The sequence below is a fragment of the Albidovulum sp. genome, from assembly GCF_041919395.1.
Classification (GTDB): domain Bacteria; phylum Pseudomonadota; class Alphaproteobacteria; order Rhodobacterales; family Rhodobacteraceae; genus Albidovulum.
Genome location: NZ_JAYRTX010000047.1, coordinates 1 through 24,886, shown reverse-complemented (window position 1 = coordinate 24,886; position 24,886 = coordinate 1). Strand labels below are relative to the sequence as shown.

The 24,886-nt window shown below is 66.4% G+C and carries 26 protein-coding genes and 1 pseudogene; 21 read left to right on the top strand and 6 right to left on the bottom strand.

Annotation, left to right across the window (positions count from 1 at the left end; all coding sequences use genetic code 11):
• The first annotated feature begins 90 nt into the window (after positions 1-90).
• The 14 genes and pseudogenes from tnpA to ACMUOO_RS09640 all read left to right on the top strand — a co-directional run bounded on the left by tnpA (position 91) and on the right by ACMUOO_RS09640 (position 12,835).
• A complete protein-coding gene (gene tnpA / locus ACMUOO_RS09705) occupies positions 91-552 on the top strand; it encodes an IS66-like element accessory protein TnpA (protein ID WP_374390484.1) in 462 nt (153 codons plus the stop codon).
• Positions 553-569: 17 nt separating this feature from the next.
• A complete protein-coding gene (tnpB, locus tag ACMUOO_RS09700) occupies positions 570-902 on the top strand; it encodes an IS66 family insertion sequence element accessory protein TnpB (RefSeq protein ID WP_413855075.1) in 333 nt (110 codons plus the stop codon).
• A 64-nt stretch (positions 903-966) separates the two neighbouring features.
• A complete protein-coding gene (gene tnpC / locus ACMUOO_RS09695) occupies positions 967-2,613 on the top strand; it encodes an IS66 family transposase (RefSeq protein WP_374390489.1) in 1,647 nt (548 codons plus the stop codon).
• A gap of 134 nt (positions 2,614-2,747) precedes the next feature.
• A pseudogene (locus ACMUOO_RS09690) lies at positions 2,748-3,137 on the top strand (polyphosphate kinase 2); the annotation flags it as partial.
• A gap of 108 nt (positions 3,138-3,245) precedes the next feature.
• Positions 3,246-3,689 (top strand): TerB family tellurite resistance protein, encoded by a 444-nt coding sequence (locus ACMUOO_RS09685; RefSeq protein ID WP_301917523.1) that lies wholly within the window; start codon positions 3,246-3,248, stop codon positions 3,687-3,689.
• Positions 3,686-4,453: a phosphate/phosphite/phosphonate ABC transporter substrate-binding protein gene (locus ACMUOO_RS09680; protein WP_301917522.1), complete on the top strand. Its 768-nt coding sequence runs from the start codon at positions 3,686-3,688 to the stop codon at positions 4,451-4,453. The genes ACMUOO_RS09685 and ACMUOO_RS09680 overlap by 4 nt, the downstream gene beginning before the upstream one ends.
• A 96-nt stretch (positions 4,454-4,549) precedes the next feature.
• Entirely contained in the window at positions 4,550-5,329 is a 780-nt protein-coding gene (locus tag ACMUOO_RS09675) for an ABC transporter ATP-binding protein (RefSeq protein ID WP_301917521.1), read from the top strand.
• A 36-nt stretch (positions 5,330-5,365) separates the two neighbouring features.
• A complete protein-coding gene (locus tag ACMUOO_RS09670) occupies positions 5,366-6,082 on the top strand; it encodes a transporter substrate-binding domain-containing protein (RefSeq protein WP_301917520.1) in 717 nt (238 codons plus the stop codon).
• Between the two features lie 42 nt (positions 6,083-6,124).
• Entirely contained in the window at positions 6,125-7,006 is an 882-nt protein-coding gene (locus tag ACMUOO_RS09665; RefSeq protein ID WP_301917519.1) for an ABC transporter permease, read from the top strand.
• Positions 7,003-7,842, top strand: coding sequence for an ABC transporter permease (locus tag ACMUOO_RS09660; protein WP_301917518.1), 840 nt, complete (start codon positions 7,003-7,005; stop codon positions 7,840-7,842). The genes ACMUOO_RS09665 and ACMUOO_RS09660 overlap by 4 nt, the downstream gene beginning before the upstream one ends.
• Positions 7,843-8,039: 197 nt before the next feature.
• Positions 8,040-9,374, top strand: a complete 1,335-nt coding sequence (locus ACMUOO_RS09655; protein ID WP_301917525.1) for a glutamine synthetase family protein — start codon at positions 8,040-8,042, stop codon at positions 9,372-9,374.
• Between the two features lie 70 nt (positions 9,375-9,444).
• Positions 9,445-10,128 carry a type 1 glutamine amidotransferase gene (locus ACMUOO_RS09650; protein WP_301917517.1) on the top strand — a complete coding sequence of 228 codons (684 nt, stop codon included), beginning with the start codon at positions 9,445-9,447 and terminating at the stop codon, positions 10,126-10,128.
• A gap of 11 nt (positions 10,129-10,139) precedes the next feature.
• Complete coding sequence (locus ACMUOO_RS09645) at positions 10,140-11,498, top strand: glutamine synthetase family protein (protein WP_301917516.1); 1,359 nt, start codon at positions 10,140-10,142, stop codon at positions 11,496-11,498.
• Between the two features lie 122 nt (positions 11,499-11,620).
• Positions 11,621-12,835 (top strand): DegT/DnrJ/EryC1/StrS family aminotransferase, encoded by a 1,215-nt coding sequence (locus ACMUOO_RS09640; RefSeq protein ID WP_413855072.1) that lies wholly within the window; start codon positions 11,621-11,623, stop codon positions 12,833-12,835.
• A gap of 20 nt (positions 12,836-12,855) precedes the next feature.
• Here ACMUOO_RS09640 and phaR read toward each other — a convergent pair whose 3' ends face one another.
• The 3 genes from phaR to phaC all read right to left on the bottom strand — a co-directional run bounded on the left by phaR (position 12,856) and on the right by phaC (position 15,985).
• Positions 12,856-13,446 (bottom strand): polyhydroxyalkanoate synthesis repressor PhaR, encoded by a 591-nt coding sequence (gene phaR, locus ACMUOO_RS09635; protein WP_301917515.1) that lies wholly within the window; start codon positions 13,444-13,446, stop codon positions 12,856-12,858.
• A gap of 136 nt (positions 13,447-13,582) precedes the next feature.
• Positions 13,583-14,038 carry a phasin, PhaP gene (locus ACMUOO_RS09630; protein ID WP_301917514.1) on the bottom strand — a complete coding sequence of 152 codons (456 nt, stop codon included), beginning with the start codon at positions 14,036-14,038 and terminating at the stop codon, positions 13,583-13,585.
• Between the two features lie 129 nt (positions 14,039-14,167).
• Entirely contained in the window at positions 14,168-15,985 is a 1,818-nt protein-coding gene (phaC, locus tag ACMUOO_RS09625; RefSeq protein ID WP_301917513.1) for a class I poly(R)-hydroxyalkanoic acid synthase, read from the bottom strand.
• Positions 15,986-16,099: 114 nt separating this feature from the next.
• Here phaC and phaZ point away from each other — a divergent pair, with 114 nt between their 5' ends.
• Entirely contained in the window at positions 16,100-17,383 is a 1,284-nt protein-coding gene (gene phaZ, locus ACMUOO_RS09620) for a polyhydroxyalkanoate depolymerase (protein WP_301917512.1), read from the top strand.
• Between the two features lie 6 nt (positions 17,384-17,389).
• On the opposite strand, the gene ACMUOO_RS09615 is transcribed toward phaZ, so the two are convergent.
• Both ACMUOO_RS09615 and ACMUOO_RS09610 read right to left on the bottom strand, forming a co-directional pair.
• Entirely contained in the window at positions 17,390-18,382 is a 993-nt protein-coding gene (locus ACMUOO_RS09615) for an alpha/beta hydrolase (RefSeq protein ID WP_301917511.1), read from the bottom strand.
• A complete protein-coding gene (locus ACMUOO_RS09610; protein WP_301917510.1) occupies positions 18,375-19,130 on the bottom strand; it encodes an alpha/beta hydrolase in 756 nt (251 codons plus the stop codon). Before ACMUOO_RS09610 ends, ACMUOO_RS09615 begins: the two co-directional genes overlap by 8 nt.
• 162 nt (positions 19,131-19,292) lie before the next feature.
• Here ACMUOO_RS09610 and thrS point away from each other — a divergent pair, with 162 nt between their 5' ends.
• The 6 genes from thrS to ACMUOO_RS09580 all read left to right on the top strand — a co-directional run bounded on the left by thrS (position 19,293) and on the right by ACMUOO_RS09580 (position 24,302).
• The gene (gene thrS, locus ACMUOO_RS09605; protein WP_301917509.1) at positions 19,293-21,239 is read left to right on the top strand and encodes a threonine--tRNA ligase; all 1,947 of its coding nucleotides are present in this window, start codon (positions 19,293-19,295) and stop codon (positions 21,237-21,239) included.
• Positions 21,240-21,435: 196 nt separating this feature from the next.
• On the top strand, positions 21,436-21,732 hold the full coding sequence (locus tag ACMUOO_RS09600; RefSeq protein WP_301917508.1) for a DUF2282 domain-containing protein: 297 nt from the start codon (positions 21,436-21,438) through the stop codon (positions 21,730-21,732).
• 60 nt (positions 21,733-21,792) lie between these two features.
• On the top strand, positions 21,793-22,647 hold the full coding sequence (locus ACMUOO_RS09595) for a DUF692 domain-containing protein (RefSeq protein ID WP_301917507.1): 855 nt from the start codon (positions 21,793-21,795) through the stop codon (positions 22,645-22,647).
• A complete protein-coding gene (locus ACMUOO_RS09590; RefSeq protein WP_413855071.1) occupies positions 22,644-23,381 on the top strand; it encodes a DUF2063 domain-containing protein in 738 nt (245 codons plus the stop codon). The genes ACMUOO_RS09595 and ACMUOO_RS09590 overlap by 4 nt, the downstream gene beginning before the upstream one ends.
• Before the next feature lie 5 nt (positions 23,382-23,386).
• A complete protein-coding gene (locus tag ACMUOO_RS09585) occupies positions 23,387-23,947 on the top strand; it encodes a DoxX family protein (protein WP_301917505.1) in 561 nt (186 codons plus the stop codon).
• A 148-nt stretch (positions 23,948-24,095) separates the two neighbouring features.
• Positions 24,096-24,302 (top strand): cold-shock protein, encoded by a 207-nt coding sequence (locus ACMUOO_RS09580; protein WP_291335963.1) that lies wholly within the window; start codon positions 24,096-24,098, stop codon positions 24,300-24,302.
• 52 nt (positions 24,303-24,354) lie between these two features.
• On the opposite strand, the gene ACMUOO_RS09575 is transcribed toward ACMUOO_RS09580, so the two are convergent.
• Complete coding sequence (locus tag ACMUOO_RS09575) at positions 24,355-24,684, bottom strand: arsenate reductase family protein (protein WP_413855070.1); 330 nt, start codon at positions 24,682-24,684, stop codon at positions 24,355-24,357.
• Positions 24,685-24,886: the final 202 nt, after the last annotated feature.

Here is a 24,886-nt window from a genome sequence, read left to right as displayed (position 1 = left end):
GTAAGCGGCGGCTCCAACCCATTGAATTGATGTATTCCTGACGCGTGACGGGCCTGCGAGAAGGTCTGCGTGAGCAGATGGAGATTTGTCATGGCGGATGGTGGTGACGGGTTTATTGGGCGTTGCGCGATTGTCGAGCCGCGGCGGCGGGGCAAGCGGCGCTGGTCGAATGAGATGAAGGCGCGGATTGTTGCCGAAAGCCTCCAGCCAGGCGCCCGGGTCGTCGATGTGGCGGCGCGCTATGACATCCTGCCGCATCATTTGTCGGATTGGCGCCGCCATGCCCGGCAGGGTCGGCTGGCTCTGCCGGGTGAGCTGATGGACGTGCTGAGCGGATCAACAAGGCCGAAGGTGGCGGAGCCTGCCTTTGTGCCGCTGTCCATTCTGCCCGAGCCCGTGGATCAGCCTGTGCCTTTGACGGTCGAGGTCGCACAGGGTGGCATCGGGGTGATGACGATTGAGGTCGGGCCTGATCTGCGGCTGTGTATTCCTGGTGATGTTGCGGTGGAGCGTGCAGCGGCCTTGGTGCGCGCTCTGCGCGGGGCGGCATGATTGTCGCGGGGCAGCGGTTGCCGATCCTGATCGCGACCCGGCCGGTGGATTTCCGGTGTGGACATAATGCTCTGGCACTGATCGTGCAGACGGAACTGAAGCTTGATCCGCATTCCGGCGTGACGGTTGTGTTCCGATCAAAACGCGGGGACAGGTTGAAGATCCTGGTCTGGGACGGCACCGGCATGGTGCTGATCTACAAGGTCCTGGAGGAAGGCAGCTTCGCCTGGCCGAAGGTTCAGGACGGCACGATGCGGCTGTCCCGGGCGCAATTCGAGGCTCTGTTCGAAGGTCTGGATTGGCGGCGGATGGTTGCACAACGGGTGCTCCCACCGACTGCGGCGGGTTGACTCACCGGGTCGATTTTGGCGTTGTTTTATTGGGCTTTCTGTCCCGGATCGGGTAGAAATGCGCATGTCGCAGCCGCTTGATCTCAGCCAGTTCCCCGACCTGCCGCCCGAGGTAGTGAAGGCCTTTGCCGCCCAAAAGGCGGCGCTGGAAGCCGCGCGGTTTGAGGCGAGGGTCGAACGTGCGGCGCGCCAGCACGAACAGGCGGTGGTGGCCGAAAAGGAAGCCTTCATTACCGAGTTGAAGGCGCTGATCGAGAAGCTGGAAGGTCAGGTCCAGGACTACCGGCGCACGAAGTTCGGGCCGAAATCCGAGAAGCTGGGCCCGGCGCAGCTCGAGCTGGCGCTGGAAGATCTGGAAACCGCCATCGCCGAGACGCAGGCGCAGATCGCCGATCTCGAGGACAGGATGGCGGCCAGCGAACCGGACCCCGAGAAGCGCAACCCACGTGCGCCCCGCAAGGCCCGGACCCTGCCCGAAAGCCTGCCGCGCGTCGAGCGGGTGGTCGAGCCCGACAGCATCGTGTGCCCCTGCGGCTGCGGCGACATGGTGCGGATCGGCGAAGACCGCACCGAGCGGCTGGACTACATCCCGGCGCGCTATCAGGTCATCGTCACGGTGCGCCCCCGATATGCCTGCCCCAAGGGGCGCACCGGCGTCGTGCAAGCCAAGGCGCCTGCACATCTGCTGGAGGGCAGCTGGCCGACCGAGACGCTGCTGGCCCAGATTGCCGTCTCCAAGCATTCCGAGCACATGCCGCTGAACCGGCAGGCCGTGGTGATGGCGCGGCATGGGGTGCCGATCGACCGGTCTGTTCTCGCCGACTGGATGGGCCGGACGGGTGCCCTGATTGCCCCCGTGGTTGACCATATGGCAAAACGGCTGATGACCGACAGCACAAGGCTTTACGTCGATGAAACAAGCGCTCCGGTGCTGGACCCGGGCAAGGGAAAGACGAAGACCGGCTACCTCTGGGCGGTGCTGCGCGACGACAGGGGCTGGGGTGGCACCGCGCCGCCGGGCGTGGTGTTCCACTATCGGCCTGGCCGGAAAGGCGAATATGCCGCCGAAATCCTGCACGGCTTCAACGGCACGATCCAAGTTGATGCCTATGGCGGCTATACCCATCTGGCCACGCCGAAACGCCCGGGCGGCGATCCGCTGCGGCTGGCTTTTTGCTGGGCGCATGGCCGGCGCAAGCTGATCAAGGCTAAACCGAAGAAGGGATCACCCATCGTGGACGAGGCGCTGCTGCGCATCGCTGCCCTCTACAAGATCGAGGATGCCATCCGCGGGTTCGACCCGGATCACCGCCGAACTGTCCGGCAGGACCTGTCGCGCCCGCTGGTCGATGAGTTCTTCGCCTGGCTGGCGGCCCAAGCCGCCCGCGTCTCGCGCAAATCCGACCTTGGCGAGGCCATGGCCTATATGCTGAAACGACAGGACGGCTTCCGGCTGTTCCTGGAGGATGGGCGCATCGATATCGACTCCAACCTCGTGGAAAACGCCATCCGCAGCCCGGCCATGAACCGCCGTAACGCGCTCTTTGCCGGCCACGACGAGGGCGGCCGCAATTGGGCCCGCTTCGCCAGTCTGATCGGCACATGCAAAATGAACGGCCTCGAGCCCTATGCCTATCTGCGCGATCTGTTCACGAAGCTGGCCAACGGCCACCTCGCCCGCGACATCGACGATCTGATGCCGTGGGCCTAGGCCCAGTGCTGTGACCAGCAGGCCATCGGCTCATAAGGACCTCGTCTCGTAGTCCCTGACAAGCTACCGACAGCCCGCCGCTTCATCCCATAGCGGCACCCCGCAAGCGGAAACTCAATGGGGCGTGGCCGCCGCTTACGGTGCGGTCGGGCATCCGGGTCGTCAAATACTGGTTCTCGATCACCGACGAGGAACAGCAGATGCGCTTTCTCATGCGCATCCACGACCCGATGAAGCAGTGGAAACTGTCGCCGATGGATCTCCAGTCCCGCGTCCGCTGGGAACAGTACACCAAGGCCAAGGAAGAGATGCTCCACCGCACCAACATCCCCGAGGCGCCGTGGTACATCGTCGAGGGCAACGACAAGAAGCGGGCGCGGCTGAACTGCATCGACCACCTCCTCGGCCTCTTCCCCTACGAGCAGGTCCCGCACGAGGAGATCACACTTCCCGACCGCGTCTTCAACCCGGACTACGAACGCGCGATCCTGCCGCCCGAGCTTTACGTCCCGCGAAAGTATTGACGCCGCGCGGGGCCTGCCGGGACGGAAGATCGACGCGATCCCCACGCGCGCGGGACGGATGCGGGACGGGCTTTGCACATCCCCGCCGGAGGGCTTATATCGCCTGTCATGATCGCGCGCCTGCTCAACTCGCTCCTCGCCCCCGCCCCCGGCCGCCTGCCGGAACCCGACGCGCGGCTCGCGCTCGCCGCGCTTCTGGTGCGCCTTGCGCGGGCGGACGAGCATTACGAGGAGTCCGAGCGGCTCAGGATCGACCGCGTGGTTGCGAGCCGCTACGGGCTGTCGTACTTCGAGGCCGCGAAGATCCGCGCCGAGGCCGAGGTTCTGGAGGCCGAGGCACCCGACACCGTGCGCTTCACCCGCGCGCTGAAGGACGCGGTTCCGCACGAGGACCGGGTGAGCCTGATCGAGGCGATGTGGCAGGTCGCGCTGGCCGACGAGGCGCGCGACGAACGCGAGGACGCGCTCATCCGGGTGACGGCCGACCTTCTCGGCGTCAGCGACCGGGACCGCGCCATCGCTCGGCAAACCGTTGAGAACGCGAAGAAATGATCGCGAGCCTCGCGATGTACGACTGGCCGCAGGTCCGGGCGGAGCATGACCGGTTCTGGTCGCTCATCCGCGCCGCGCTGGCGGAGGAAGGGATCGCGGCGCCGCCGGCCCTGACCCGCGACGAAAGCCTCTGGACCCTCTGGGAAAGCCCCGACCTGCTTCTCGGCCAGACCTGCGGAATGCCCTACCGGACACGCCTCCACGGCCGGGTCGCGCTTGTCGGCACGCCGGACCATGGGCTCCCCGGCGCCGCGCCGGGCTGGTATTACTCCGTCTTCGTCGCGCGGGCGGACGATCCCGGCGAGGCGCATGACTTCATCGACCGGACGCTCGCCTTCAACGGCCAGGACAGCCAGTCGGGCTGGGCCGCGCCGCAGAACGAGATGGCCCGGCGCGGCCTCAGGTTCACCCACACCCGCCACACCGGCGCCCACCGGGACAGCGCCCGCGCGGTCGCCGAGGGCCGCGCCGACATCGCCGCCATCGACGCCGTGAGCTGGCGGCTCATCGAGGCGCACCACCCCGAGGTCGCCACCCGCCTCCGGGTGGTCGGCCACACCCGGCCGACACCCGGCCTCCCGCTCATCACCGCGGCCGGCCGCGATCCGGCGCCGCTTGCCCGCGCGACTGCCGCCGCGATCGCCGCTATCGCGCCCGCCGACCGCGCCGCCCTAGGCCTCAGGGGCCTCGTCACCATCGCGGCGGAGGCCTATCTCGCCGTGCCGACACCGCCGCCGCCTTCGCAGGATGTGCCGGTCAACTAGGCATTCCGCCCGCCATTTCTGCCCTGTCCGCGCAAAAAGCGCATTGTAAAACGGCAAAATATCCGCCCTATTCGGGGTCCGGGGGGACACTGCCACATGACCGACGCCGACACGCCCGTGATCGAAGTCCGGGACCTTCACAAGGCCTACGGGGCGCTCGAAGTGCTGAAGGGCGTTTCGCTCGCCGCGCGGCGCGGCCAGGTCGTCTCGCTGATCGGGTCGTCGGGCTCGGGCAAGTCGACGCTCCTGCGCTGCTGCAACCTCCTGGAGGACAGCCAGCAGGGCGACGTGATCTTCAAGGGCGAGAAGGTCCTCTGGCAGGGCGAGGGGCTTGGCCGCCACCCGGCGGACAAGGCCCAGGTCATCCGCATCCGAACCAATCTCTCGATGGTCTTCCAGCAGTTCAACCTCTGGTCCCACCTCACGGTTCTGCAGAACGTGATGGAGGCGCCCGTCACGGTGCTGAAGCGCGACCGCGCCGAGGTGGAGGCCGCGGCGCGGCGCTACCTCGACAAGGTCGGCATCGGCGACAAGTGCGACGCCTTTCCGGCGCAGCTTTCGGGCGGCCAGCAGCAGCGCGCGGCCATCGCCCGCGCGCTCTGCATGGAGCCGACCGCGCTCCTCTTCGACGAACCGACCTCGGCCCTGGACCCCGAGTTGCAGCAGGAGGTCGTGAAGGTCATCAAGGCTCTGGCCGAAGAGCATCGCACGATGATCCTCGTCACCCACGACATGCGGCTTGCGGCCGATGTGTCCGATCATGTTATCTTCCTGCATCTCGGCCGGATCGAGGAGGAAGGGCCGCCGGCCCGGCTCTTCGGCAGTCCGAAGACAGAACGCCTGCAACAGTTCCTGAGCGCGACCGTTGCGGCCTGACCGATCCAAGCAGCTCAAATCAACGGGAGTAACCGCATGAAGACCTTCATCCTTTCCGTCGCCGCGCTGGCTCTGAGCGCCGGCCTCGCCGCGGCGCAGACCGTTCGCCTCGGAACCGAGGGCGCCTATCCTCCCTACAACTTCATCAACGACAAGGGCGAGGTCGACGGCTTCGAGCGCGAGATGGGCGACGAGCTCTGCAAGCGCGCCGAGTTGACCTGCGAATGGGTGACGAACGAGTGGGATTCGATCATCCCCAACCTGGTGTCGGGCAACTACGACGTGATCATCGCCGGAATGTCGATCACCGATGAACGCGACAAGGTCATCGACTTCACGCAGGAATACATCCCGCCGGCGGCCTCGCTCTATGTCGGGCTTTCCGCCGACGCCAACATCAAGGGCATCGTCGCCGCGCAGACCGCGACGATCCAGGCCGCCTATGTTGCCGAGTCCGGTGCGACGCTGCTCGAGTACCCGACGCCGGACGAGACCATCGCGGCCGTTCGCAACGGCGAGGCCGATGTCGTCCTTGCCGACAAGGATTACCTCCTGCCGGCCGTCAACGAATCCAACGGCCAGCTTGTGGTCGTGGATCAGGTGCAGATCGGCGGCGGTGTCGGCATGGGCGTGCGCGAAAGCGATACCGAGCTGAAGGCCAAGCTCGACGCGGCCATCACCTCGATGAAGGAAGACGGGACGCTGAACACGATGATCAAGAAGTGGTTCGGCGAAGAAGCGCTCGTGTTCTGACGGAAAAGGGGCGGGCCGGCGACGGCCCGCCTCCGCACTCCGATGTTCGCGTTCTGCGCCGATCCGAAGTCGATCGAAGGGCTGCAATGGCTCCTGTGCTACCTGACCTCGGGCAAGCACATGCTGTTCTACGGCTCCTTCGGCACCGTGCTCCTCCTGCTGGCGATCACCGCCCCGGTCGCGCTTGCCTTCGGCTTCGGCGGCGCGGTGGCGGCACGCTCCTCCTTCCTGCCGCTCAGCCTTCTCGGCAAGGCCTACACCTCGATGGTGCGTGGCGTGCCGGACATCATCTTCTTCCTCTTCGTGCCGATCGCGCTCGACCAGGGGTTCGAGTACCTCCGGCACAAGGTGAAATGCCCCGACTGGGACAAGCCGATCTGGCAGGGCAACGACTTCATCGTCTGCCCCGAGGCGAAGCTGCCGCTCTCGACCAGCCCGCAGTCGGTGCATGAGGTCTATGGCTTCTCGCTTGCCGTGCTCGCCTTTGCCGTCGTCTTCGGCGCCTTCGCGGCGAACGTGCTCTATGGCGCCATGCGGGCGGTGCCGCGCGCGCAGATGGAGACGGCCGAAGCCTACGGCATGTCGCAGCGGCAGGCCTTCTGGCGCATCCTCGTGCCGCAGATGTGGGTTTACGCGCTGCCGGGCCTGTCGAACCTCTGGATGATCCTGATCAAGGCCACGCCGCTCCTGTTCCTGCTCGGGGTCGAGGATATCGTCTACTGGGCGCGGGAGCTTGGCGGATCGAAGACGCAGGCCTTCGAGTATCCCCATCCAGACTGGCGCGTCTGGTATTTCCTTGTGCTTCTGGCCTTCTACCTCGGCATGACCAGGATTTCGGAGGGCGTTCTCGGCCGGGTGACGGCGCGGCTCAGCCGCGGGCAGGCGACGCTCGGCGGCGAGATGCAGCGAAAGGCCGCACGATGAGCTGCGTCCAGACGATCCATGACTACGCGCTCCGCTCGATCGGTATCGGCGAGCGGCTGCTGCCAAAGGGCGAGATGACGCTCTGCGAGCATTTCACGCTGATCGGTTCGGGTCTCATCTGGAACATCTACTACGGTGCGCTCGCGCTTCTGATCGGATTCTTCCTTGCCAACGCGCTGGCGGTGGCCAAGGCGAGCGCGAACCCCTGGGCCCGGAAGCCGGCCGAATGGTTCATCTTCGTCTTCCGTGGTTCGCCGCTCTTCATCCAGTTCTTCCTCGCCTACGAAGCCTTCGTGCTGATCCCCCGGATGGGCTGGGACATCCCTCTGGGATTCATGACGGTCACGGTCGAGACCTCGTGGCTGTCGAAGGCCTGGCTCGGCGCGCTGATCGTGCTCTGCCTCAACACGGCCGCCTATTCCGGCGAAATCTTCTATGGCGCGTTGCGCTCGATCCCGAAGGGCGACATCGAGGCCGCCGACGCCTACGGCATGTCGGGCTGGTCGCGGTTCCGGCGGATCATGTGGCCGACGATGCTCAGGCTCGCCTGGCCCGCCTATACCAACGAGGCGATCTTCCTTTTCCACGCCACCACGCTGGTCTATTTCTCGGGCTTTCCGGCCTTCCAGCAGAAGGGCGACGCGCTCTACTATGCCACTTATTTCGCCTCGCTGACATTCAACCCCTTCGTCGCCTACCCGGTCATCGCCGTCTACTTCATCCTTCTCACCGTCACGGTCATCGCGACCTTCGGGCTGATCGGCCGGCGGCTCAACCGGCACCTGCCGCAGTCGTCGCGCCCGAGATTCCGCTTGCGTCCACAGATCATCCGGTAGTAGGCTACTTTTGATCAAATTCTTCGGGCGGAGGCGCCCGCCTTTTTCGGCCGGTTTGCCGAGGTGCGCGCCAATCGGGGAAGTTTTGATCATAAACAGCTAAGGCCCAAGGGCATGGGCCGATGCTGCCAGGCGGACTTCGCGGTCCCGGCCCATGGCGGTTTCGGACCCCGGCACTCCGGCCGATCAGGTGAATGATGAAGAACTGGCTCAGAAAACACCCCGAGGTGCGCACGATCCGTGTGGCCGCGGCCGACCTCAACGGTCAGCCTCGCGGCAAGCGCGTGCCCGTCCGCTTTGCCGATGCGGTGGTGACGAACGGCACGCGCTATCCGATGTCGGTCTTGAACCTCGACATCTGGGGCGAGGACATCGAGGACAGCCCGCTGGTGTTCGACAGCGGCGATGCCGACGGCATCCTCAAGCCGACCGAACGCGGCTTCATGCCGATGCCCTGGCTCGACGCGCCGACCGCGCTCCTGCCGATATGGATGTTCCGCGAGAACGGCCAGCCCTACGAGGGCGACCCGCGCCATGTGCTCGCTCGCATCGTGGAGCGCTACCGCGAGCTCGGGCTCACGCCGGTCTGCGCGATGGAACTGGAATTCTACCTGATCGACGACAGCGGCCGGAAGCTGCAGGTGCCGCCCTCGCCGCGGTCGGGCAAGCGCCGCAAGGCAGCCGAGATCATGTCGATCCGCGCGCTCGATGCCTTCGACACCTTCTTCACGGATCTCTACGACGCTTGCGAGGCGATGGACATTCCCGCCGACACGGCGATCTCGGAATCCGGCCTTGGCCAGTTCGAGATCAACCTGATGCACACCGACGATGCGCTGCGCGCGGCCGATGATGCCTGGCTCTTCAAGATGCTGCTGAAGGGGCTCGCCCGCCGCCACGGCTTCGCGGCGAGCTTCATGGCCAAGCCCTACCCGGACTATTCCGGCAACGGGTTGCACACCCATTTCTCGATCCTCGACCGCGACGGCCGCAACATCTTCGACAACGGCGGGCCGGAAGGGACGGAAAGGCTGCGCAACGCCGTCGCCGGCTGTCTTGCCGCGATGCACGACCTCACGCTGATCTTCGCGCCGCACGCCAACAGCTACGAGAGGCTCATCCCCGAAGCCCATGCGCCGAACCAGATCTGCTGGGCCTACGAGAACCGCACCTCGGCGATCCGCATCCCATCGGGCAACCCCGTGGCGCGGCGGATCGAGCATCGGGTGGCGGGGGGCGACGTGAACCCCTACCTCATGCTCGCAGCGATCCTCGGCGCCGCGCTCATCGGTATCGAGGAGAGGCTGACACCCCCCGCCCCGATCACCGGCAACGCCTATGCGCTCGACCTGCCGCTCCTGCCCGACACCTGGGCCGCTGCGATAGACGTCTTCGAGAAGAGCGCGACGGTGCGGCGGATATTCCCCGAGGAACTGATCCGCAACCTCGTCATGACCAAGCGGCAGGAGCTGCGCTACATGGACGAACTCTCGCCCGAGGAGCAGACCGAAATCTACCTCGACACGGTGTGACCCCACCGCCGCCCCCTTGCGCCGCGACGGGGGCGGGCATTACCTTCGCCTGAGACCGCCAGGAACATTCATGCGTATCGGCATCCTCCAGACCGGCCAGTCGCCCGACGCGCTTCGCGCGGACATGGGCGACTATCCCGACATGTTCGCCCGCCTCCTCGCTGACCGGGGGTTCGAGTTCCGTGCCTGGCATGTGGAGGCGATGGAATTCCCGAAGGACGTGCACGAATGCGACGGCTGGCTGATCACCGGCTCGCGCCACGGCGCCTACGAAGACCATGCGTTCATCCGGCCGCTGGAGGACTTCATCCGCCGCGCCTACGCCGAAAAGGTTCCGATGGTCGGCATCTGTTTCGGCCACCAGATCATCGCCCAGGCCCTGGGCGGCCGCGTCGAACGCTTCGACAAGGGCTGGGCGGTGGGCCCGACCGACTACGATTTCGACGGCGAGACGATCACCATGAACGCCTGGCACCGCGACCAGGTGACGGAGCGCCCGCCGATGGCCGAACCCGTTGCCTCCAACGAGTTCTGCGAGAATGCGGCGCTCGTCTACGGCGACCGCGCCTTCACCGTGCAGGCGCATCCCGAGTTCACGGACGACTTCATCGACGGGTTGATGCGGACCCGCGGCAAGGGTCTCGTTCCCGACGAGGTCATGGCCGCGGCCTCCGGACGTCTCGGCCAGCCCAATTCCTCGGCCGCGATCGCCGACCGGATCGCGGATTTCTTCAAGCAAACCCGCAACTCATAACAGTGTGATTCATGTCCGACTGGACCCAGAAACTGCCGGAAGCCGCGCAGGAATACATTTCCGGCCGCCGGCTGGACGAGGTCGAATGCCTCGTCGCAGACCTCGCCGGCGTGGCCAAGGGCAAGGCAATGCCCGCCTCCAAGTTCGCCAAGCAGAAGTTCTTCCACCTGCCGAACTCGATCTTCGCGCAGACCATCACCGGCGACTATGCCGACATGCCGGGGGGCGACGAGTTCACCGAGCCCGACATGATCCTCGTGCCGGATTTCACCACCGCGCAGGCGGTGCCGTGGACCGCCGATGTAACGCTGCAGGTCATCCATGACGTGAACGACCAGCAGGGCAACCCGGTGCCGATGGCGCCGCGGAACGTGCTGAAGCGCGTGCTCGACCTCTACGCGGCGCAGGGCTGGCGCCCGATCATCGCGCCCGAGATGGAGTTCTACATCGTCGCCCGCAACATCGACCCCAACCAGCCGGTGATCCCGCCCATCGGCCGCTCCGGCCGGCGGGTGATGGCGAACCAGGCCTACTCGATGTCAGCCGTGGACGAATACGGCCGGGTCATCGACGACATCTACGACTTCGCCGAGGCGCAGGGGATCGAGATCGACGGCATCGTGCAGGAGGGCGGCGCGGGCCAGGTGGAACTGAACCTGAGCCATGGCGACCCGGTGGTGCTGGCCGACGAAGTCTTCTACTTCAAGCGGCTGATCCGCGAGGCGGCGCTGCGGCACGACAGTTTCGCCACCTTCATGGCCAAGCCCATCGAGGGCGAACCGGGATCGGCCATGCACATCCACCAGTCCGTGGTGGACATCAAGACCGGCAACAACATCTTCACCACCGCCAAGGGCGGCGAGACCCCTGCCTTCCTGCACTACATCGCCGGGATGCAGACCTACCTGCCGGCGGTGGTGGCGCTGATGGCGCCCTACGTCAATTCCTACCGCCGCTACGTGCCGGACTTCGCCGCCCCGATCAACCTGGAATGGGGCCGCGACAACCGCACGACGGGGCTGCGCGTCCCGATTTCCGACCCGAAGGCGCGGCGGATCGAGAACCGGCTGCCGGGCATGGACTGCAACCCCTACCTCGGCATCGCCGCCTCGCTCGTCTGCGGCTATCTCGGGCTGATGGAAAAGAAGATGCCGCGCCCCGAGAAGACCGGCAACGCCTATATCGACGCTGACGAATTGCCGACCACGCTCGGCGACGCGCTCGACCTCTTTTCGGAGAGCGCGCCGGTGCGCGAGGCGCTGACGCCGGAGTTCTGCGGCATTTACGAAGCTGTCAAACGCAACGAATACAAGGAGTTCCTGCAGGTCATCAGCCCGTGGGAGAGGGAGCACCTCCTTCTCAACGTCTGACCGCCGGACCGGCGGAGGGTGGCCAAGGGCAAGGGCCGGCCGCCCCAGCGATGTCGAAAGGACTGGCGTATCTCGCCGCCCTGAAGTAGCTGTGCGCAGACGAGACCAGAGGGGATATCGGGATGTCCACCGACGCCGTTGCGAAGCGCATCCAGCCCGTGCGGCCCGCGCCGAATGTCTATGACGCCGAGCCGATCCCGGAGGCCGCGCGCGCCGAGATCGACCGCCTCCTCGCCTCGGGCGACCTCTTTCGCTACACCGCGCCCGAAGGCGCGCCGGTCGCGCGGCTGGAGGCGGAGTTCGCCGAATACATGGGTGTGCGCTATGCGCTCGCCGTATCCTCCTGCTCGGCCGCACTCTTCCTCGCGCTCCGCGCGCTCGACCTTCAGCCGGGCGCCAAGGTTCTTGTCCCCGCCTTCACCTTCGCGGCCGTGCCCTCCGCCGTCGTCCATGCCAATTGCGTGCCCGTCCTCGTCGAGGTCGGCGAGGATCTCAGGATCGACATGGCGGATTTCCGCGCCAAGCTCGCCGACGGCGCGCAGGCCGCGCTCATCAGCCACATGCGCGGCCACACCTCGGACATGGACGCGATCATGGCGGCCTGCGACGCCCTCGGCGTTCCGGTGATCGAGGACGCGGCGCATTCGCTCGGCACGCGCTGGGACGGGCGCAAGATCGGCACCATTGGCAAGATCGGCTGCTTCTCGTTCCAGTCCTACAAGCTGGTCAACGCCGGCGAAGGCGGCATGTTCATCACCGACGACCCGGAGATCGCGGCCCGCGCCGTGATCATGTCGGGCGCCTACGAACACAACTGGAAGAAACATCCCGGACTGCAGAACAGCTTCCATCTCTGGCAGAACAAGCTGCCGCTCTACAACATGCGGATGCAGAACCTGTCCGCCGCGGTGATCCGGCCGCAGATCCCGCTCATCGAGGACCGGGTCGCCTCCGGTCGTGCGAACCACGATTACGTCGCCGCGCGGCTCGGCGCCTCGCCCTGGATGGCGGTTCCGCCGGCCCTGGCGAAGGAGGAACGCGCGCCGGATTCGCTTCAGTTCCTTCTCCGCGGCTTCGACAGCGACGAGGAAGCGCGCGCCTTCCAGGCGGCGGCCGACCGGCGCGGCGTCTCGGTGCAGGTCTTCGGCCTGTCGCGCGACAACGCGCGGGCCTTTTGGAACTGGCAGTTCCTGGGCGACCTGCCCGAACTGCCGAAGACCCGGGCGATGCTGATGCGTGCCGGCGATCTGCGCCTTCCGGCGCGGCTGAAACGCGGCGATCTCGACTTCATCGCCGATGCGCTTCTGGCCGCCGCGGCCGAGGTCAAGGACGGCTGAGCCCGCCGCCCCCGCCGGGGTCAGAGTTTCGACAGCTTGGTCTGAAGTTCGGCCAGTTGCTTGCGAATCTGCGCGAGATCGTCGGAATCTCCGGCCTTGCCCTTCGCCTTGCCCTTCGCCCGGCCATCCTTCTCTTCCTCGTCGTCCTCGCGCGCAGGGCCGGACGAACCCGCAAAACCGCCCATGATCGACTTCAGGAAGGCCTGCTGCTGGCGCTGCATCTCGGCGAACCCCGGCATCGAGGCCATCGGGTTCGGGAAGGTGGCAAGGTTTTCCATCAGCTTCGACTGGCCCTCGCGCAGCATCTCGAAAGAGGCCGCGAGGAATTGCGGCACCACGCTCTGCGCGCTGGTCGTGTAGCTGCGCACGAGATCGGTCAGCACATCGACCGGCAGAACGTTCTCGCCCCGGCTTTCGTGCTCGGCGATGATCTGCAGGAGATACTGCCGGGTGAGGTCGTCGCCCGTCTTCAGGTCAACGATCTGCACCTCGCGCCCCTCACGGATGAACGAGGCTATGTCTTCGAGCGTCACATAGTCGCTGGTTTCGGTGTTGTAGAGCCGACGGCTCGCATACCGCTTGATCAGAAGCGGCTTGGCATCCTCTGCCATCTTGTTCTCTCCCCGCGACGTATTGGCGTCGCGGCGAGATTACGCCGCACGGCGGAAAACACAACAAAAAGAAAGGCGGGCACAGGGTGCCCGCCAGGTCGGCCTAGCCTACAGGGAGGAAAAGGCTGGCGTCAGATCACTTCACCGAAGCGGCGGCAGCGGCTTTCTTCGCCACCGAGGTCACTTCCGCCTGGGCTTTCTTGACGGCCGCAGCGGCGTCTTCCGAAAGGTCCTTGCCGGCGGCGAGCATCAGCTCGACGGTTTCCATCTGGGCCTTCTTCGCAACTTCGGCGAAGGCGGCGAGGTTTTCAGCGGCCATCTCGGCGGCGGCAGCGGCGAAGTCCGACACGGCCTTCGTATAGTCCGCCGGCTCTTCCTTGACCTTCGTCAGCGCGCCGACCTTGGAGAGCGTCTCCTTGGTCCACTTCGCCGAGATCTCGCTCGACTTCTCGGCGGCCTCGAGGGCGACCTTCGCGACTCTCTCGCCAAGTGCGGCCGAGCTCTTGAACGAGTCCTGGAACGCTTTCTGGTCGAAGGGGAACTTCGCTGCCATGTCCTGCATGACCTTGGTGAAATCCTGAGCTTTCTGCATGTCTGTATCTCCTGGGGGGTGCGCGGCCCGCCGCGCGTTTCCTGATGGGGAGGAGATACATGCTGCAGTGCAGAAAATCAACCCCTCATTGCTGCATCGCAGAAATTTTTGTCGCTGAATTAATCCGGCTCAGGCGCCGGGCGTCTCGACGACGTAGGTTCCCGGGGCCGGCGCCAGCACGGGATGCGCCGCATCGCCCGGCACGCGGGCGGGAACGAGCTTGCCCGAGCGTTTCTCAAGCCAGCCCACCCATGCCGGCCACCAGCTCCCCCGGTGGTGCTCGGCCGTGGCCTTCCAGGCCTCGTCGTCCGCTTCCATCGCGCCGGCGTTGGTGTAGTAGCCGTACTTGCCCTTCGCCGGCGGATTGACGATGCCGGCTATGTGCCCGGATTCGGCAAGGATAAAGGTCTTGTCCGTCGCGCCGAATGCACGGATGCCGGCATAGGACGCCCGCCACGGCGCGATGTGGTCGGTTTCGCAGGCAATGGCACACACCGGCACGCGGACATCCTGGATGGAGACCGATTCGCCGCAGATATCGAAGGTTCCCGCGGCGAAGCGGTTGGCCTGGCAGAGGCCGCGCAGATACTCCATCGCCATCCGCGCCGGCAGGTTGGTGCCGTCGCCGTTCCAGTAGAGAAGATCGAAGGCGGGCGGCCGCTCACCCATCATGTAGCTCTTGATTGCCGGGCCGTAGATGAGGTCGTTCGAGCGCAGGAACGAGAAGGTCCGCCCCATGAAGAACTTGTCCAGATAGCCCTTCTTCGCCACCTCGCGTTCGATCCCGTCGACGAAATCGTCGTTCAGGAAGACGCCGATCTCGCCGGGGTCGGCGAAATCGGTGAGCGTGGTGAAGAAGGTCGCGGACCCGACCGCCCGGTCGCCCCGCTTCGCCATCAGCGCGAGCGTCAGCGCCAGCGTGGTTCCCGCGATGCAGTAACCCACGGCGTTGATCCGGTCCTGGCCGGTGATCGCCTTCACCTCGCGGATCGCGGTCAGGTAGCCCTCCTCCACATACTCGTCCATGCCGACACCGGCATAGGCCGCATCCGGGTTCTTCCAGCTCACGACAAAGAGCGTGTAGCCCTGGTCGATCACCCACTTGATCAGGCTGTTCGCAGGCTTGAGATCGAGGATGTAGAACTTGTTGATCCAGGGCGGAAAGATCAGAAGCGGCCGCTCGCGCACCGTCTCGGTCGTCGCCTTGTACTGGATGAGTTCCAGCATCCGATTGCGAAAGACGACCGATCCTTCGGTGGTGCCGATGTTCTCGCCCACCGTGAAGGCGTCGCGGTCGGCGAGCGTCACCAGAAGCTCGCCGCGATGAAGCTCGATGTCGCGCACGAGGTTCTCGAGCCCCCTGACGAGGCTCTCGCCCTCGGTCTCAAGCGCACGTTCCAGCGCGTCGGGATTGGTGGCGAGGAAGTTCGTCGGCGCCATCATGTCGATGATCTGGCGGGTGAAGAACTCGATCCGCCGCCGTTCGAGCGGCGTCACGTCCTGAAGCTCTGCCACCGCGCTTTCCAGCGCCTCGACGTTGAAGAGATACTGCTGCTTGAGGAAGTTGAAGTACGGGTGCGTATTCCAGAGCGGGTTCGCGAAGCGGCGGTCCTTCGGGCTCTCGTCGGCAGGCGGCTGAAGCTTGCCCTGAGCCAGCGCATGCTGCGCCTCGACATAGTGCCTGAGCGCTTTTCCCCAGTAGCTGACCTGCTGCTCGATCAGCTTGCCGGGGTTCTCGAGCATCTGCGTCCAGTAGGCCGCCGCAGCCTTGGCGAAGAACTCGGGACCGGGCGCCTCCACCTCCGGGTTCGGGGCGCCCCTGTGCGAAAGCGCCTGTACCAGACGCTGCGTCAATTCCTCGATCCGGGCGATATTGGCGTTCAGCTTGTCGATGTTCGCGGGCGGCTCTTCAGGGCTTTCCGGCCCGCTCGCAACATCTGTTGTCATACTTACAATTCCCCCGTAACATTGTTGCGGTGCAGCATTCACAGGATACCGCCGCCCGGGTCCCGTGCAAAGTGTGGAATGGAGACCGGTCGATTGAGGGGTTCGGGAAACGCGATGAAGGGCATGGCCACTTACGACCTCATGGAGACCGTGCGGAACACGAACGAATGGCTCGGCGCCTCGGCCCGTGCCTTCGCCTCCTACCCGGTCTGGGGTCTCGTGCCGCATCCGATGTTCAAGGTCATGTCGGCCTGGGGCCGCATCACCGAACGCAGCTTCGCGCGCATGGTGATCAAGCCCGACTGGGGGATCCGCACCATCGTCGGCTCGGATGACCGCGACCATCTGGTCGAGGTGGAGACCGTCATCTCGCGCCCCTTCGGCGACCTCATCCACTTCCGCGTTCTCGGGCGCGAGCCGATGCCGCGCCGGGTGCTGCTCGTCGCGCCGATGTCGGGCCACTATTCCACGCTCGTCCGTTCCACCGTCGTCAGCCTGCTGCCCGACTGCGACGTCTACGTGACGGACTGGGTGAACGCGCGCGACATTCCCGTGTCGGCCGGCAAGTTCGACATCGAGGACTACACGCTCTACCTCGTCGATTTCATGCGGGCCCTCGGCCCGGAAACCAATGTCGTCGCCGTCTGCCAGCCGGTGCCCCTGACGCTCGCAGCCACCGCGTATCTGGCCGAGGAGGACCCCGAGGCACAGCCGCGGACGCTCACGCTCATCGGCGGTCCGGTCGATCCCGACGCGGCGCCGACCGAAGTCACTGACTTCGGCCGCCGCCTGACGATGGGCCAGATCGAGCACCTCGCCATCCAGCGCGTTGGCTTCAAGTATGCCGGCGCCGGGCGGCTCGTCTATCCGGGGCTTCTCCAGCTCGCCTCCTTCATCTCGATGAACCTCGATCGCCACGCCCAGGCCTTCTCCGACCAGATCGTCCGGGCGGCGAATGGCGAGGCCTCCGAACGCGACGCGCACAACCGCTTCTACGACGAGTATCTCTCGGTCATGGACATGACCGCGGAATTCTACCTTTCCACCGTCGAACGCATCTTCAAGAACCGCGAGATCGCCACCAACAGCTTCGAGGTCGCCGGCAAGCGCGTCGACTTCGGCAAGATCACCGATGTCGCCGTGAAGGTCGTCGAAGGCGAGGAGGACGACATCTCCGCGCCCGGCCAGTGCCTCGCGGCGCTCAGGCTCTGCACCGGCCTGCCCGAGGCGAAGAAGGCCAAGCATCTCGAACCGGGCGCCGGCCACTACGGCATCTTCGCCGGCAAGTCCTGGCGCAAGAACATCCGGCCGCTGGTGCTCAACTTCATCGACGCTAACGCCGGGACCGCGCGCCCCGCCCGCGCCGGGTCCAGCAAGACGCCGCTGCGCGCGGTCTGAGCCGTCTCAACCCCCGCGAGGCAGGTTCCTGGCCCAGCGAAGGATCTCCTCCGTCACGGGGGCGGTCATCGAGGGGCTGAGCACGTCGCCCGCGATCACGTGGGACAAGGGGTCATCGCCTGCCCCGACCACGAGGGGCCGCAGCGTCACCGGCCCGCCCCACCGCGCGGCGACACGCGCCGTGGCCTTGGGCGAGACCACGCGGTCCGCCTCGGCAAGGAGGAAGAGCGCGGGCAGCGTCACGGTAGCGTAGTCCTGCCCCGCCGCATGTTTCGCCACCGCGGCCAGCGGCAGCAGCGCCTCGGTCGGGTAGCAGGCCGTCCAGTAGCGCGCATGGGCCGCGCTCCCCGTCGTAAAGCAGCGCTCCCGTCCCGCGACCGCCGCCACCCAGCCCCTTGCGAAGGGCCAGGTCAGAAGTGCCGCCGCCGGGCTCCGGATGCCGAAGTTCGGCGAGACGAAGACGACGGCGTCCATCCGCGCCGCAAGGTCCCGCTGCACCGCCGCCTCGGCGGCGAGCGTCCCGCCGGTGGAGCTCGCGATCACCAGGACCCTTGCGCCGATCCTCTTGCCGATGGCCAGCGCCTCGGCCACGTCGATCATCCAGTCGTTCACGCTCGGCCCGGCGAAGCGCGCGGGCCCGACGCCATGGCCTGCGAACCGCGTGTAGTAGAGATTTGCCCCCAGCGCCGCGGCGACGCGATCCGGCACCGGCCTGATCTCCTCGGCTGTGGCGGAAAATCCGTGCAGATAGACCACCGCCCAGTCGGTCTGCGCCCCCGGCTCCCCCGCCCAGACGATGCGCTTCTCTGCCCCCGGCACGATTCCGCCCACGGTGGCCTCGCGCGTCGCCAGATAGGCGTCGAGATCGGCCGGCAGCCGCGCGGCGTCGAAATCGGGCTCGAGGTCGAGCGGTTCGCGCGGTCCGACCGCGAAGACGAGCGCGACGGCGATGCCGAGGAGGAGTACAATCCCGCCGAATATCCGCCCGCGCCTAGGCATCGCCCGGGCACCGCTGAAGAACCTCGCCCACCGAAGCCTCGATCAGCCGCAGGCAATCCGGCGTCGAGAACCGGTGATCGGCCCCCCGGACCAGAGTCAGACGGATGTCGGGCCCCTCGGCATGGTGGAGCAGCCGCAGCGCCACTTCGACGGTCACATCCGTGTCGCCGGTGCCCTGCAGCATCCTGACCGGCATCGGCAGCGGCAGGGGCGACCGCAGCACAAGGCGCTGCCGCCCCTCCTCGATCAGCCGGCGGGTGATGATGTAGGGCTCATCGGCGTAGTCCGAGGGCTGCGCCACATGCCCGTTTTCCATCAGCGCCCACCGCTCTTCCGCCGTGAACCCGATCCACATGTCTTCGGTGAAATCCGGCGCGGCCGCCACCGTCACCAGCCCCGCGACCTTCGCCGGATGGTCCCGCGCCAGAAGCAGCGCGATCCAGCCCCCCATCGACGAGCCGACCAGAACCTGCGGCCCGTCGGTGAGCGCCATGACCGCCGCCCGCGCATCCTCCAGCCAGGCGCCGATCGAACCGTCGAGGAAGTCGCCCGAGGACGATCCGTGGCCGGAATAATCGAAGCGCAGGAAGGCCCGCCCCTCGGCTCGTGCCCAGTGCTCCAGCGCCAGCGCCTTCGTCCCCTCCTTGTCCGACCGGAAGCCGCCGAGGAACACGACGCCCGGCCCCTTGCCTTGGGTCCGGTCATGGGCGATCCGCCGTCCCTGCGGCGTCTCGAGATAGTCGCTCATGCCGCTCCCCCCTTTTCGCTGTGGCACAAATACTCCCGGGGGTCCGGGGGTGGAACCCCCGGCTTGCCCGTTGACTTCCCCCGGCCATTCCCCGATATGAAAAACCCGACATACCCGCAACCGGGCGTTCCGTAGGCGCCAAACCGACGAGGAGCATGGCCGATGAGCCAGATTTCCCTGACATTCCCCGATGGCAACAAGCGTGACTACGCCAGGGGCGTGACCCCCGCCGAGGTCGCGCAATCCATCGCCACTTCGCTTGGCAAGGCCGCGATCTCGGCCTCCGTCGACGGCAGGCACTGGGACCTCCAGTGGCCGATCGAGGCGGACGCCGCCATCGCCATCCATACGATGAAGGACGACGCGCAGGCGCTCGAACTCATCCGCCACGACTTCGCCCATGTCATGGCCCGCGCCGTCCAGAAGCTCTGGCCCGAGGTCAAGGTCACAATCGGCCCGGTGGTGGAAAACGGCTGGTACTACGACTTCGACCGCGACGAGCCCTTCACGCCCGAAGACCTCGGGCTGATCGAGAAGGAGATGAAGGCGATCATCAACGAGCGCGATCCGGTCCGCACCGAGGTCTGGGACCGCGCCCGTGCCATCGACCACTATGTCCGGAAGAACGAACCCTTCAAGGTCGAACTGATCGAGGCGATCCCCGGCGACGAGCCGCTGCGCATGTATTGGCACGGCCACTGGCAGGATCTCTGCCGGGGCCCGCACCTCCAGCACACCGGCCAGCTTCCGGCGGATGCCTTCAAGCTGATGTCGGTCGCCGGCGCCTACTGGCGGGGCGATCACCGCAACAAGCAGTTGCAGCGCATCTACGGCGTCGCCTTCAAGAACCGCGATGACCTCAAGGCCTATCTGACGATGCTGGAAGAGGCCGCGAAGCGCGACCACAGGAAGCTCGGCCGCGAGATGGAGCTGTTCCACCTTCAGGAAGAAGCGCCGGGCATGGTCTTCTGGCACCCGAACGGCTGGACGATCTACCGCGCGCTCGAGGATTACATGCGCCGCCGGTTGCGGAAAGCGGGCTACAAGGAAATCAGGACCCCGCAGGTCGTGGACCGCATCCTGTGGGAAAAGTCGGGCCACTGGGAGGCCTACCGCGAGAACATGTTCATCGTCGAGGTGGACGAGGAAGGGGCGAAGGAAAAGCGCGTCAACGCGCTGAAGCCGATGAACTGCCCCTGCCATGTGCAGGTCTACAACCAGGGCCTGAAATCCTACCGCGACCTGCCGCTGCGCCTGGCCGAGTTCGGATCGTGCCACCGCTACGAATCCTCCGGCTCCATGCACGGGCTGATGCGCGTGCGCGGCTTCACCCAGGACGACGCCCATATCTTCTGCACCGAGGACCAGATCGAGGCGGAATGCGCCAACTTCATCGGGCTTCTGTCGTCGATCTACCGCGATCTCGGCTTCGCCAAGTTCGACGTGAAGCTCTCGACCCGGCCCGAGGTGCGGGTAGGCTCGGATGCGGTCTGGGACAAGGCCGAGGCCGCTCTGGAGAACGCGGTCCGCAAGGTCACCAACGATTTCGAGATCGACCCCGGCGAAGGCGCCTTCTACGGGCCGAAGCTCGACTTCAAGCTCACCGATGCGATCGGGCGGGAATGGCAGTGCGGCACCTTCCAGGCCGACTTCAACCTGCCCGTCCGGCTCGGCGCCGAATATGTCGGCGAGGACGGCGCCAAGCATCGTCCGGTGATGCTGCACCGCGCCATCCTCGGGAGTTTCGAACGGTTCATCGGCATCCTGATCGAGAACTATGCCGGCCGGATGCCCTTCTGGCTTGCGCCGCGGCAGATCGTCGTCGCCTCGATCGTCTCGGATGCCGACGACTACGTGGCCGAGGTCGTGGCGAGGCTGACCGCCGCTGGGCTTCGGGCGGAGGCCGACACGCGGAACGAGAAGATCAACTACAAGGTCCGCGAACACTCGGTCGGAAAAGTCCCCGTGATCCTCGCCATCGGCATGAAGGAGGTCGAGGAGCGGAGTGTTTCAATCCGCCGCCTCGGTGAAACGCGGACCGAAACCCGGGCGCTGGCGGATGCAGTCGCAGCATTCGCTGCCGAGGCCGCGCCGCCGGACCTCCGCTAGCCTTTTATCATGGGTTTTCGGCCGTCGCCGCGCCGCAGCGCCCGCGCGAGCTTGCCTGCGTTCAGACGGGCGCTGCGGCATGCAGGGGTTCACGGCCGCGTGGGCCACAGGTTCGTGAGTGGATCGTGACGCACCCTGCCCGCTAGCTTGGCTCCGTCGAACCAACGACGATCGAAACCAAGCAAGGGAACCAGTCATGTCGCATTCCATGAAGACGCTCGCGGTCGCAACCTCGCTCGCCACCGCGCTCGCGGCGCATCTCGCGGTGCCGGCCGCCGCCCAGGAAGCCAAGGATAAGTGCTTCGGCGTGGCGCTCGCCGGCCAGAACGACTGCGCCGCCGGCCCCGGCACGACCTGCGCCGGCACCTCCAAGGTGGACTATCAGGGCAATTCCTGGAAACTCGTGCCCGCCGGCACCTGCACCACGATGGAACTGCCGGACGGCCGGATGGGCTCGCTCGAGGCGCTCGACCGCGACCTGCCGCAGGGCTGATCCGCCACGCGGCCTTCCCGGCCCCACCGGGGAGGCCCCAAGGCCTAAAAGGGGGACGAGATGTTCGACCGGACCGCGATGAACGGACTGCCCCCCTACCCGGGTGTCGGCTACAAGCCGCAGCATTTTTCGAACATCCTCGCCGAGACTTTCCCGGTCGGCTGGTTGGAAATCCATGCAGAAAACTACATGGGAGCCGGCGGCCGGCCGATCGCGCAACTTCGTGCCCTGGCGGAACGCTTCCCGCTCTCGGTGCACGGTGTCGGCCTCTCCATCGGCGGCGAAGGTCCGCTGGACCGCGACCATCTCGGCCGGCTCCGCCATCTCTGCGGCTGGCTGAAGCCGGCGAGCTTTTCGGAACACCTCGCCTGGTCCACGCACGATGCGGCCTTCCTGAACGACCTCCTGCCCCTGCCCTATACCGAGGCGACGCTGGCGCGCGTCGCCGAACATATCGACGAGGTGCAGGAGGCACTCGGCCGCAGGATGCTCCTGGAAAACCCCTCGGTCTATCTCGACTTCGCCGAAACCAGCATCGCCGAGATCGACTTCCTGACCGAGGTTGCGGCGCGCACGGGCTGCGGGCTTCTGCTCGACGTCAACAACGTCTTCGTCTCCTGCACAAACCGCCGGACGGACCCTTGCGACTATATCGAGCGTTTCCCCCATGACCTCGTCGGCGAAATCCACCTCGGCGGCCATGACGAAGACAGGGACGACACGGGCGCCGCCCTTCTCATCGACGCGCATGGCTCGGAAGTGACCGATCCGGTCTGGCAGCTCTACGCGCAGACAATTCGCAAGGCGGGACCCCGACCGACGCTCATCGAATGGGACAACGACGTGCCCGACTGGCCCGTCCTTGCCGCCGAGGCCACCCGCGCCGCCCGCATCCTCGACCGGGTGACGGCATGAGTCAGGCAGAGTTCCGTGCCGCCCTCCTCGACCCCGCCCGGCTGGCGCCCCCGGGCCTGACCGCCCCCGATGGCCGCCCCGCCGGGCGCCGCTTCGACGTCTACCGCAACAACGTCACCGTCTCGCTCACCGAGGCGCTGAGGCAGGCCTTTCCGGCCTTGCGCAAGCTCGTGGGCGAGGACTTCTTCGCCGCCATGGCGCGCGAGCATCTGCGCGCCCATCCGCCCGCCTCGCCGGTCCTGATGTTCTACGGCGGAGCGATGCCGGCCTTCCTCGAAACCTTTCCTCCCGTCGCCCATCTGCCCTACCTCGCGGATGTCGCCCGACTGGAACTGGCGCTGCGCGAAAGCTACCACGCCGCCGACGCCGACGCGGTGGCGCCCGGGACACTCCAGTCGCTTGCGCCGGAGCGGTTCCTCGCCGCCCGGCTTACCCTCGCGCCGACCCTCCGCCTCCTCAGGTCGCGCTGGCCGGTCCATGCGATCTGGTCCGCCAACATGCGCGGCACCGCCGTGCCGACGTCGGTCGAGGCGCAGGACGTGCTGATCCTTCGCCCGGAGTTCGACCCCGAGCCCGTGGTCCTTCCCGCGGGCGCCGCGCCATTCGTCGCGGCCCTTCGCGCCGGCAGGACCGTCGCCGAGGCGCTCGACGCCGCCCCCGCCTTCGACCTCACCGCTACACTCGGCCTCCTGATCGGCGGCAACGCAATCACGGGCCTCTCGACCGGAGACTGACGATCATGCTCGCGCTCTACGACCGCCTTGCCGGCGGGTTGTCCCGATTGGCGCCCGCGCTCGTGCCCAGCCTCGCCCGGGCGACCTTCGCCGCGGTGCTCCTCGTATATTTCTGGTCCTCGGCGGCGACGAAGCTCGGCCCCGGCCCCCTCGGCTTCCTGATGCCCTCCGACGGCGCCTACGTGCAGATCTTCCCAAGGGCGATGGAGGCCGCCGGCTACGATTCCTCGCAGCTCGGCCTCTTTCACTGGGCCGTTGCGACGGCCGGCACGATGGCCGAACTGTTTCTGCCGCTCCTTATCGTTGTCGGGCTCTTCACGCGCCTCGCCGCGCTCGGCATGATCGGCTTCGTCTTCGTCCAGAGCCTCACCGATGTTCTCGGCCACGGCGTCGCCGGCGACGACCTCGGTCGCTGGTTCGACGCGGCGTCCGGTGCGCTCGTTCTCGACCAGCGCACGCTATGGGCCTTCCTCCTCCTGGCGCTCGCCCTCCACGGCGCGGGGCCGGTTTCGCTCGACCGGGTCCTTACCCGGAAGCGCCATGCACCGTTTCCGCAAAATCCTTGATTTTTGCCTGAAATCCCGCATCATTTCGCCGGCGTGAACGCAGACTTTCCTACCGCTCCCTTCCTCGGGGCAGCCGGAAGAACCGAAAGACCTGGCTGCACGGCCCCAGGCAATGTCGCCTCGGGGAGACCTAATAGGGAGTAGACGGATGGCCACGGGCACCGTGAAATGGTTCAACACGACGAAGGGCTATGGTTTCATCGCGCCCGATGATGGCGGCAAGGATGTGTTCGTGCACATCTCCGCAGTCGAACGGGCGGGGCTGAAGACGCTCTCGGACAACCAGAAGGTTGCCTACGAGATGCAGTCCGGCCGGGACGGCCGTGCATCGGCGTCCGACCTCAAGCTCCTCTGAGCATCGCGGATCTCGATCATTCCGCCCCGCCCGGCCGACCGGGCGGGGCTTTTCATTTCAGCAACGCCGCCTGCGTGGCCGACCCCCAGCCGATATGCAGCGCACCACCATCCGCGCGGATCACGGGCCGTTTCATCTGCGTCGGATGGGCGGCAAGCAGGACGGTGGCCGCCCCCGACCGCGCTTCTGCGTCGAGACCCCGCCAGGTCGCCGAGGAGCGGTTGAGGATCGCGTCCCCGAAAGCGGCAACGAATTCGTCCCGCTCGCCGGGGGCAAGCGGCTCGGCGCGAATGTCTCGGAAGCTGACCTCATGCCCCGCCGCCGTCAGCGCCGCGCGGGCCTTGCGGCAGGTGTCGCAGTTCGTGATTCCATAGACGATCATGCCGGTCTTCCCCAGGATGCGGTCCCCTTGGTAGCGCTCCCCGCCGGGGCTCAGCAACCTCGGCGGAATCCCGCTGCGGCGGGTGCCTTATTTCGGCCACATAGGCGGGAATCCGTCCATCGTCGGCAAGAATCCGAGATGAACCCGCGACGGACGTTCGGGCTTCCTTGACCCCGCCGGTGTTGCGATTTAGCACCATGTC